At 45.6% G+C, this 11,348-nt stretch carries 5 protein-coding genes; 1 reads left to right on the top strand and 4 read right to left on the bottom strand.

The window, feature by feature from the left end; all coding sequences use genetic code 11:
- Positions 1-403, top strand: a 403-nt coding sequence (locus IM284_RS22460) for a DUF2326 domain-containing protein (RefSeq protein ID WP_193055937.1), incomplete at its 5' end; no start/stop codon positions are given.
- A 151-nt stretch (positions 404-554) separates the two neighbouring features.
- On the opposite strand, the gene IM284_RS22455 is transcribed toward IM284_RS22460, so the two are convergent.
- The 4 genes from IM284_RS22455 to IM284_RS22440 are packed head-to-tail and all read right to left on the bottom strand — an operon-like array spanning position 555 to position 11,237.
- Positions 555-6,095 carry a DEAD/DEAH box helicase gene (locus IM284_RS22455; protein WP_110195074.1) on the bottom strand — a complete coding sequence of 1,847 codons (5,541 nt, stop codon included), beginning with the start codon at positions 6,093-6,095 and terminating at the stop codon, positions 555-557.
- A 14-nt stretch (positions 6,096-6,109) separates the two neighbouring features.
- Positions 6,110-7,174, bottom strand: coding sequence for a hypothetical protein (locus IM284_RS22450; protein ID WP_117273512.1), 1,065 nt, complete (start codon positions 7,172-7,174; stop codon positions 6,110-6,112).
- Positions 7,171-9,996 carry a hypothetical protein gene (locus IM284_RS22445; RefSeq protein WP_135770570.1) on the bottom strand — a complete coding sequence of 942 codons (2,826 nt, stop codon included), beginning with the start codon at positions 9,994-9,996 and terminating at the stop codon, positions 7,171-7,173. Before IM284_RS22445 ends, IM284_RS22450 begins: the two co-directional genes overlap by 4 nt.
- 20 nt (positions 9,997-10,016) lie before the next feature.
- On the bottom strand, positions 10,017-11,237 hold the full coding sequence (locus IM284_RS22440; RefSeq protein ID WP_193055936.1) for a Druantia anti-phage system protein DruA: 1,221 nt from the start codon (positions 11,235-11,237) through the stop codon (positions 10,017-10,019).
- Positions 11,238-11,348 lie beyond the last annotated feature (111 nt).

Here is an 11,348-nt window from a genome sequence, read left to right as displayed (position 1 = left end):
AAATATAAAATTAAAAAACTTCAATAAAGTAGTTTACGGGCCGAGCAGAAATGCATCTCAGCTTAGGATAAAAAATGCAAATTCATACAACTTCATCTCGCCCGAGGATACTGGAACTGGAAAGTCTTATGCAGGCTTAGTTGCATTCGATCTTGCTATGCTTTCACTAACTAACCTGCCGTTCATAATCCATGATTCAGTTATCTACAAGAATATTGAGGTTCCTGCCACAGGGAATATAATCCGAATTCTAGCATCTGTTAAACGTAAGCAGATATTCCTTTCATTTGATGAAGCCGCAAAATTCGGTGCCAAAGTTGAACGATTGCTGCGGATTCATACCGTTCTCAAGTTGAGCGATAACGATCTGCTCTATACGAAAGACTGGAGGGATCAGCAATAGTTAATTGATATGTATTAACAATAATTACTGGCTTGAATAGCCAGTAATTAGAATAAATGACTAGTACATCATCAATATTTTCTTTTAATGAACCATTTCGTAAGGGGGCGGCGAGGACTCCGTCGCCGCCAAGTGTAAATTCACTATGGTCTTATCTCAGTTTTCCTCGAAGTTGCAAACTTGCCTCTGGTAAATGTCTACGAATAATAAGGTCATCTGCGCACTCCATTTTTTCTGACCCTTGAGGACTAAGTTTCTGGAGTTTATGATCTGTCGGAATCGCCGGGGCTAGTGGAGAACTGAGTGATATCCAAGTTTCTGCACCCGTAGCCAGGCGTGTAGCAACAATTGGAATTACTATTTCTCCAGCTTCATTGTCATATCGTTGAACTTCACGAGAGAAAGAAAATTCGGTTCCATACTGCCGAATCAGATCACGGGCGAGAAGATCAAGCGATCGTCGAGTACGCTCGGCAGGATAAGGCGGATATCCACCATCAAACGCATGTTCAATAAACTGAATGCCGAGTTTGCGATCTAGGAGCGAGTGGTCCATTCGATTGCGGAAACTTTGCAGGCAGCGATAGCAGGATGTGTCGCAGTTTTCTGGACAACTTGCTAGAAGATTTCGCGTGTGCTCAAACAATTCTCTTGCCCGATTCACAAGTTCGGTCGAAAACCCTGCACCTCCTGCCAATGTGTCATATAGGAAAATTTCAACTTCGTTACCGCTTGCGCCTTTTTCTGTCAAAGCTGGGCGGTATTCGGCTAGAACTTCTCCCGGTTCAATATCTAGTGTTTGACACGCAGCCTTGGCCATAGCTTCGCATAGAGTTCTAAGTACAGAATCAGCTTCTATACTGCCGGGCAAGAGTTGGAACGGCTCTGTTAGCGGGAATGAAAATAATGCAATGTCAGTTTTGAAATCAGTCCCAAGAATTACGTGACGTTTTGCCGCTCCTCCTGGGCAGATGGAGCCTTCTTCACTGCGGAATGGCGTAGCGTGTGGTTGTGAGAGTAGTTCCTCAGGAGCCGCCGATGACTCGATTCGACCACAGGCGAGACAATAATCGTAGCCATCTTTATCGACACCAGTATTTGATACTAAGAGAAATTCTCTCGCTTTGAAAGCACGCACCCGCTCGGATACCTGAATCCAGTTCTTGTCAGGATTAGGCGTTTGCATGACTAACTTGGCACGCGTCGCTCTTGCGGTCTCGTTTGGTGAGTCTGGCTCAGTTTCCGGCGGTGTATCGATTGGGTGCGCAAAGCCGACAGGACGGAACCAGACCCTTGCCGGGCCGAAAGAGTTGGGTGTGTTGCAGGCTGGACAAGTCTCTGTCGTGTTCTCCCTCTCTTTTAAGTAATCGTCAGTCCTTGCATGGGAGCAAGTGCTGCACTCGAAGTAGAGTTTTCGTTTTCCCCAAGCGTCCCGTCGTTCGGCTGGATAAGGAGAATATATAGCTTTGGATGTATACTGTTTGCCGTTTATCCAGAGTTGCTTGTTTGGTGCGTATTGAGATAGAGCCAGTGCAAGCCCCTGAGCGGGAGCATAATCTATAACCGATGTGAACGGGGTTGATCTCTCTTGATTGAAAACGTGAAATGCCACAACATCGGTTGGAAACGCATACCGTGGAACTACTCCCCGGTAAAGGAGACGGTCAAGTAGTTTATCCGTGGCGGGATCAACAATATGTACGTTATCCTCTGACTCGGTCATTATCTCATTCTCGGTTTGATCACCAGAGTCGTCCTTACTTTTTTCTAGCGCGGCGTTGACATCTTGGTTCTCTGATTGAATAAAATCTATGGCTTCGTCAATCGTATCTGTCGCGTCAACCATCATTTCAGCAATCAACCTATGGCGATCATCTGGTGACAACTCAGTGGGTAGCCAGCGATCAGCCGCGTTAGCGAGGTCTTGTGCATTATCTTCTAGCCATTTAGCAAAATCATAACGATTGAGCAAAGGTCCCCGAGTTTTGAAATCACCGACTTTGCCCAAAACGGAAAACAAATTAGGATCGGCACCTGGGATTAATCCAGGAATACGGTCTTCATGATAGCGCTGAAGCAGGTAGGCGCGAAGATGGCGTCGCGTTATTTCCGGATTTTCTAACGTGAGGCGTGGATCAATGACATTACCCCGTATCATTTCCTCTGGATCCGTAAAATAATGGTCGTCATGGCTGTCCGAGCTGCCAAATGCTACAACAGTCGCAACTGCATTAGCACGTCGGCCTGCTCGGCCAGCACGCTGCTGATAATTGGCGCGGGTTGGAGGCATATTACGAAGTGCCACGCCTGAAAGATCACCGATATCAATACCTACTTCCATAGTCGTGGTGCTTGAAAGCACATCAATAGCGGGTTCACCAGGGCGGTCCTTATCTCTCCAGGCGACATCGATATCCTGAAATCTTATTTCGTGTCGCTCAGAGTGAGAGAAGGCTTCATCCGGCTGTGCCGCTCCAAGTTGAGCTGTGTGCTCTGCTGCAATAATGGTCATTAGTTGGGGATCTTCAACATCAAGTGCTGAAGCGATAGGGTCGCGATAAAAACCACGACGTGCCTTGTAAACCTCATCTAAAGCGGGATCAAAGTTGCTCACATCAGAACTTTCACAGTCAATACATCTACTGAGAGTTCCGACTGGGCGATGAACAGATTTGCAACTATTGCATCGCTGCCACTGACCATTTAAATGAAGAGAAAGCTTCGAAGCAACTAAACGATGTCCCCCTCCCATTGTTTGCTCGGTAAAAATGGTCAGAAGAGTTGGAAGCCAATTCTTTTTGAATATTGATTTCGATTGCTTCGATACAAGAACTCGGTTCATGGCAGTAAATACCCCTTGATGGGATCTCACTCGTTCATTCCACCAAGAGTCAGGCATGTCTGAAAACCAGATTCCCGGATCAAGCGTCCAGCATCGCAGCCAAGCTCGACAGACTGTCAATTTAGCCTCCTCGGTTTCGGCGACTCCTGGTAGATCGGGAAGTTTTACAATCTTGGACGAGATTTGTGGAGGCTCGCCAATCGTGGCGATCGCCAAGGCCTCCAGATCAAGTCCCATGTTCGTATGTTTAAACGTATCGGAGATTGCCTGCATAAGACGCTGCGGGCATCGGGACAACGAACTGAGGAGTTGAAAGAGCTGTATACCTGCGGGAGATGGGCCTGGACTTGGTCCTTCTACCTCTGAAAGTGTTTCTGCATCACCAAGTTGGGGCCTTAGTCGAACGCCTAACTTATGGGCAGCCACTAAAACTGATAAGTACGCATGGTTGAGCACAAGAGTTTTGGAGAAGTCCGGATCGCGGCTAAGAATCTTATAACCCAACGGAAGGAGTGCCCGCACAGCATCACGTAAGGAATAGTTCTGAAGTGTGCCAGCCAGACGAGCGGCTACTTGGCGAGAATCAGAGAAGATTAGAACCTTACGCCCACGAAGTGGCGCAAAAGAAGTTTGTTGCTGTGGACCAGGGGGCTGTATTCTTAGCTGTGATCCCAATAAAGCCTGAAACGGTTGATCGCCCTTGGTCTGATGATCTTGAACGCTAGATTGTCCATGACCTGCCATCTGGTTGCAACATGCACAAGGAGCGAATTGCCCTGGACCTGCTCCACGGGTTGTATCTTTCGAGCCATCTGTTACGGGCTTTGCAGGAGCAAGGAAGACGGTTCGATATTTCTCTCCTAGTACATCTGGATTAAGCTGCCCCGATACAAGATCATAGTAAGCGGCTTTGGCTTTATCATCCGATGGCGGTTCTTCAATAAGAAGATCAAGAGGATGAAGAGCCTCTATAAGCCCTGAAGCAGTCTCAATTCTTTCACCTTCTTTGGACCATAAATAGCGTGGCTGCGCAACATCATTTGTATAGGCCCTGGCATATGAAGTGCCACAATGACGGCAAGTATAATATTCCAAAACCGGAGCGCCGCAACTGCATCGCTCGTGTGGTTGCGAGAACAATCTTCCGGCAGGGCTTCGCCTGTCTCTGAGGGCATCGGGGCAATTGGGATCCATGCATATCCATAAGCCAGGAAGTCCACGGAAGAATGAATGTATTCTGCATGGAAGAAGGCTAGCTTCGTTTGGTGTTTTTTTCGCGCGGCTCCCAAACGCGAGTAATACCGTTGTGGCTTTTTCCAAAAGATTCGATGGTATTGTATCGTCAAAGATTATTTCTGGTAGTTTGGAGAGCGATACCGCAGCAGTCATAGTCTCATTTACAAGTCGATTAAATGGCGCGTAATCGTACAGCGCCAGATAAAGTTTAGCGTCCACATCACTTACATCTTTGACTGATACCCCTCGAAACTTTAGAAAGTTCTCAATCGCTGCCAATTGTTGACTATGGTCTGCTGAATAGAACTGTTTAAGATTAACAGCAGCAAGGGTGTTTATATCGACCATTGATCCACGGTCCTCAGGAGAACGTAACTGTAGTTCTCCTACTATTGACACGAATGATTCGGCCGATACTCCGGAAAGCTGTGCGCCGAATACACCAGCATTTTTCTTACCCTCATCACTGAAGCTTGCGGTCGAGCATATGACTTGGAACCTCTCGGCTGGTATACCAAGACGTTCTCTTAGTCTACGTATCAATAATCCGACTTCAGCACCTTGTGCTCCTCTGTAAAGATGAGCTTCATCAAGAACGATAAGAAATTTCTCGTCCGGGCAAGCGTCCAACCATTCTTTTGTTGCGTCAAATATGCCACGCTCAATGGGACGCATCATCATATATTCAAGCATCGAATAGTTTGTAATGAGAAGATCGGGTGGAGATGCATGAACTTCATGGCGTGTAATTAGTTCAGAATCGTGTGGACGGCAGATTGCTCGCTTCGCCCAAGGCACAGGAGCTTTACCCAACCAGTCGGAAACACTTTCTTTGGATGGCCATTTTCCCCGTACCTTTAAGGTATCAAAGAGTTTAGCCGCGCGGTATTCTTCCCCGTCGGAAGGGGAATGTTCATAGCGTCGTTTCGCATCCTCGATCTCCCCGAAAAATTCACCAATAGATGCTAGTCGTTTACTATCTTTATTAGGTGTGCGCAGGCCCGCATATGGGGTACGGCTGGTATAACGCGCGAAGAGGACGGGACGCTTAGCCCATTTTTCGAATAGAGCAACGGTTTGAGGGGAACCGAACATTGTTCGCAATCGACTTAATTGGTCGTTCACGAGGGCGTTCATAGGATAAAGCACTAATGCGCGAACAGCATTATATTTTTTAAAGCGCTCTGGGTTCTCGCAGGCTTCAATTGCGAACTTGCCTAATATCGGTAAGAGGAATGATTCAGTTTTGCCAGAACCTGTTCCCGTCATAATCATAAGGTTTCGATTATTGTTGAGAATCTCTTGTAGGGCCTCCAATTGATGGGTATAGGGGGAAGGGTAAATTACTGGTTTTCCTGATTTTGTGTCAGAAAGAACTCTCAATGCTTCAAGTGCCGCTGGTGGCAAACTATCAATCTCATTATAAGGACTGGCGCTCTTATAGCGGGGAGTCGATTCCAGATATGGAGCCTGATAGATGCCACCGATCTGATTCAATAGTTCACGACGCTGTTTGACTATGGAAGGGTGGCCGATGTGATATGTCGCCTCGATATAATGCGTCAGGCTCTGCCGTAATTCGTCAATTGTTTGTTGTATTGTGGCTGTTTTCATTTAGTGCTCCCATACTAATCCCGAGTTAGCCAGAGGGATTCCTCTAGCCAATGAAGTTCTTCTTCACTATTATGTAAAGGCAGTGAAAATTGCAGCAAGGCGCGATGAGGCTTTAAACGTTCACCGACCAGACTAAGACGCCTAATCGCCCAAGAAGGAAGAGGAGATGTAAAGGACAGCACAGTTATCTCCTTTTCATAAACAACTCTGACCTGTTGCGGAGAGCCAGTAAGTGCATCCATCGCAGCGAGTAATCGCCAGGCTTCATCACAATCTCGAAAGCGCGCATCTCCTGAATGAATATCAACGAAGCGTTGGACTAATCCGTCCCGAATTTCGGCAAGGCACCACAGTCTTGCCCCGTAGCGTTGTGGGCGTCGGGCAATATAAATTCCAGCATGTTGTTCGTTTAGTGACTGCCATCTGCCTTTATAGTATGAAGTTGTATTGCTAATATCAATTATCTCAAAATTCTCTATTTTTTCCGGGTGTATATCGTTTGGGAGTCTGCTGATCCACGATTTTACAAGTTTGTCGGCTGTAATCGAAACTGGTGCACGTAGCCATGTAATCATAGGTAACTCAATAAGTCCTAGATCGATAAGTGTTTGCCGACATGATTGCGTATTGCTTGGTGTGAGTATTCTTAAACCACTCGGGTAATAAACGAGATTAAAGTCATTTACCTGTGGCGGAGTGACATCATCACCAGCCACTCCCACTATAATGAATGTCCCATCTCTTCGAAGCACAAACGCCGGTGGAGCAGGGCGCAAAATGAGGTTCGTTTCCCCCGCGATTTCGTCCCGCATTTCAAGAAGATCACCCAAGTTGACAAGGTCGTCAATAATATCGTAGATGAGTGTCTTTAAGTTCTCAGGCTCGTCAGTTAATGGACCTAGGGAATTCATTACGAGTGAGCATACTGTCCGAATCGAACAAGGAGCTTCAATGAAAACGGTTCTCCGCAACGCTTGAGCGATTAATGCATTATCAAGTTTTTGCAAGTCAGGAAGTCCTAATGAGCGAGATGAATACTTTAGGCAATCAGCCCGGCTAAGTATTTTAATATTGTTCATAAGACCTCCGTCTTAGAGCTCGTTTTCTGGCAGTGTGCCACTAGACGCGCAAAATACGCTCCGCGGATTAGCGCAGAGTTTTTCCGTAGCATATCGAATGCATTTGGTGATGCGAGGTCCGAGGGTTTCACAGTATGCGGTTGAAATGCCAATTTCAGTGCAAGACGATAGAGGATGTCTGTTTCCGGAATTTTATAAGCATGAGCCAGTCGAAAGAATTCTAGTTCAGCAGTTTCTGCATCATGATCATATTGCCAATCTTGTGCGCTCAATAAGCCTGAAGCGAATCCTTGTGAATAATAAACTCGCCTATAAAGAAATCCAATGTCCCTTTTACCAGTTTGAACCTTGTTTATATCTTCTGCCCAGTCATTACCGCATAGATATCGTTCAAGTTCTTTTTCAAGTGTGAGAATAGCGTTGCGCCGAGCCAAAAAAGCCATTGGTCCTATCAGCCTCCGAGCTCCCTGCCAATACCGCAGAGCATTGATAATGGTTAGCGGCTGTGGTTCTTCTGCGGACACATGAGTCAGAATATTCAGATCTCGAAAATCAGAAATTTGGCGCTGCGAAGCCATAGCGATCACTTCGTAAGTTTGATCATTGATGCTTGCAACAAACAAACCGCCCTTACCACGAAGCTCTAGTCCGGACAGAGCCTGTTCATAGTCCACTTCGTGACCAATTTCAACAGCGTTCAAATCATATCTCTTTACAGAAGGCAGACTTGTTTCCTCTGTATCATCGGTGAGTCGGATAGTACGTTTGTCTAAACGTAGCCACCGTAAAGGTTCTGCTTTCTTGTCGAATCGCACGCTCTCTAGGCCATATTCGTCCAACGATATGAGCAATTCTATACACGCGGAACGATCAACATGTTCAATGTAGTTGTCTGCTGTCAGTTTCTGTACGATAAGTTTAGATATTCTCTCATCGTCAACAGGAGCCTTGTAATTGCCAATCGGCTCTATATGAAAAAGCGTGCCGTCTGCGTTGAAGAAACGGATTTCCAGTTTAACAATACGCCCGGCAGGAGCCATAAACCTCAGGGTGGCTGCGTGGTCAAGAAACTGCTCTAATGTGGCTCCCTGCGGTTCAAGCTTGAGGCTAACCCCTGCTTTTCCGGAGACAGTCTTTTGCCAAGGTGCTGCTAAACGCACCCTAATGAGGATTTCTTCGCTTATTATGTTGCTGCCGGTAGCTACGCCGAGTGCAGATAAAGATACATAATACAAACCTATTGGAAGCTTACCGAGCGAAATAAACGTTTTTCCGTTGGGTTCCGGACGCAGATGTACAGGAGGATGTTTATTAATAATGATCTGTAATTCGTCGGCTTCAACATCCGATGCTAGGTAAAACATGACAACTTCTGTGTCAAGAAACTCCAGCGCGTCATCTACATTGTTCCATCGGGCAGTCATACCTATTGATTCGGCTCGTATGCCTAACTTATATCCAAGCCCAATCGACGATAATGCTGCTATTTTTCTAGCATCTACTTTCGTAGGAATTGAAAATTGCCAAACGTCGGCTCCAGTTGTCTGTGACTGAACAGGAGTAAGCGATAGACTATCGATAACTTCAGTGGGCACTGTATTCGAACAGACAAGTAAATAAGCTTGGTTAGCTTTTACATGCCGTCCCGTGACTTCAACAGCCGTACCATCTGAACGTACCTTTAGTAGCCGTAAAGTCGTTGCAGGGAAAAGCAGCCTTTCCTGCAAAGAGGCTGTAACTTTTTCAAAAGGGCGATCGAATTCGAAAACAGAACGATTATCAGTTGGGTATGCCGAGAGTGGTTCTTCTGTTCCTCCGGTGTAAGAAAATAATGCCCGGCCCGGCATCCATGCATTGCCTCCACCATAATAACGAAAGCGCATATGAGAGTGTTCTAAATCAAGCGGGGATAGTCCGGCCTGACGAAGAGATGTTGCAATGTCGGGAATTACGAGCCTTAGGTTCCACTCTGTTAAACCTCTTTGCCGTGCAATTAGCCGAGGTTTTACTGTACAAGTTTTCGAGATAGTTACATTTTCTTGGATACTTTTTGAAGAAGATATAAAGCTTGTACTATACAAATTGACGAAACGAGCCTCACGGAGTACTCGTCTTACTTCCTTTAGGCGAGTACCAAATGAACCAAGCTTATCGAAGTCGTCTATGATGCGGCGCAATGTGCTTTTCTCAATGGGGGAGATAGCATCAACGACATCTTCAAGACGCATCGCCATTACAATTCGTGCTGTTAGAGTTTTTTGTTGTAAGAAACCCTCGAACCGAGATGAACCACCATGATATTCATCGCTTAGTAGTTCACCTATTTCTTCTAATGTAAGCTCACCACTTCTAGTCAGTAAATGGCGAAGATTGTATAGGTGATCGGCAAAAAAACGTTGTAGATATCTTGGCAGAATGGCTTGCGTGATTGGCCAAGAAATAATAGGGAACTGCTGTGCCCATGACCCGGAGGGGGTGACACTATTAAAATCAGTAGTAAATCGTCTATACCATATACGGATTTGATCACGGTCTCCAAACTTAGGCCAGGAGGGAAAGGCTATAGCAAAGGAATCCCAATATTCGGTTCCGTCATATGTGTAACCTATCTCAGCAGCGGCAGCGATCCATACCAGCCAAAAAGTGCGAGTAGCACGTTTTGTTGTATTCAAGTTGGCATTGAGAAGCGATTGAGCAGTAGAAATCTCTGCTTCGCTCAGACCATGCTCGATCGCATAAACGGGATAATTTTCGGTAGTCCGCAGATCACGTAGTCGAGAATAATGCTGGTATAGCCTCTCTTGAAGTTCTGCTAGATTCACTTCTCCTCCTCCCAACTCCTTTAGGCAATTTTACTAGTTATTACGTCCAGTTTTAATCCTTTAATTAGTAAGGATATATCGTCCCGTCTCCAGTTCTTATAATAACCCTGCTTTAGAGCTCGCGGTTCAATCCATCTCTTACGCGCAAGTTCAGATATTTCATCAATAGTTTTTAAGGTTGAAAGGTCGGGTGTACCCCTACCAGTCGCGAGAATTTCTTTTGCATTTTCAGCGAGCTGGCAGAAAAATACCTCTCTTTGGATTCCATGACGTAAAACCGCTTGGTTAATCCCGAGTTGTTTCAGGGCAGCTTTGATAGTTCTGAGCCGCCAATTTGAGCCTTCGCCAAAGCAATGTTGATCGGCATACGGGTGCTCTGCGAGTCGAAGATATTCACGCATCTCCCCAAATAACTCATCGGTAATATGAAAATGCCCCCAGCCGACGGTATAACCGATTGGTTCAAAATAACTTATGCTATCTAGCTTCAGTCGATTATAAAGTGATGAACGCCCCATGGAAGAACTTGTTGTTACTGCGAGTAAGTGAGCGTATTTATCTTTACCAGAAATAATGCCCGTCGTTGAACCATAATTTCGTAGGAAATCGTCATAAACTTCTCGTGAGCGGATTAAACAGGCAATCGCTTTACCGCCTAAAAGCATATTGTAGGGGGGAACCGCTCCAAGAACGTAAGCATCAAGTATGTTAACTAGCCGACTTGATCGATCATTAGATGTCCATCCGATTAAATTATCACGTACAGATAAGTTAAAAACTGGATCTCCTAATGCAAATATTCCAGCAAGTCGGTCATGCCCTCTGTCCCACACGAGGTACCGCATGCGGCGACCGTAACCATTTGATACTGGAACAGACCAGGTTAAAGATGCTGCCCTAAAGAGTTTGGATTCGAACGAATTCGCAGAAACTTTTATCAATGATAAGCGAATCTTAGTTGGATCAATCTCATTTCCGTTGGCAAAATATGGTATGGCACTTGGCAAGAATTCAGATATAAATTGCTCAGAGGAGCGTAGACGTTCTTCACGTTGAGCGCTGTGCAGTTGACGGATAGATTCTTTTCCTGACTCAGGACGAACTAGTGTTCCATCCGGCCCTTTTTGAAACCCCAGTTGTGTAAAATGTGAGCGTATTTTGCGTTTTAAGCTAGCCTCTGGGGTAAAGGCTTGTGCTACTGGGGCTTTCTCTCCATTGCTCTTACACTTAGCTGATTTCAATGCCTTACCTTAATCTTCTAATTCAGTTAGTTAATGTACAGTTTATAATACTTGCAGGTTACTTTCATCACAATGGACATAAAATTTTTCTTACTTCCATAGTTTTAACAT

Origin of the sequence: Enterobacter cloacae complex sp. P12RS, assembly GCF_014895875.1 — a bacterium.
Taxonomy (GTDB): Bacteria; Pseudomonadota; Gammaproteobacteria; order Enterobacterales; family Enterobacteriaceae; genus Enterobacter; species Enterobacter bugandensis.
This window is presented reverse-complemented; position numbering and strand designations above follow the sequence as displayed.

Coding starts and splice junctions, on each gene's coding strand:
- IM284_RS22450 (WP_117273512.1), bottom strand. CDS start 7,174: ATGAACAATATTAAAATACTTAGCCGGGCTGATTGCCTAAAGTATTCA.
- IM284_RS22455 (WP_110195074.1), bottom strand. CDS start 6,095: ATGAAAACAGCCACAATACAACAAACAATTGACGAATTACGGCAGAGC.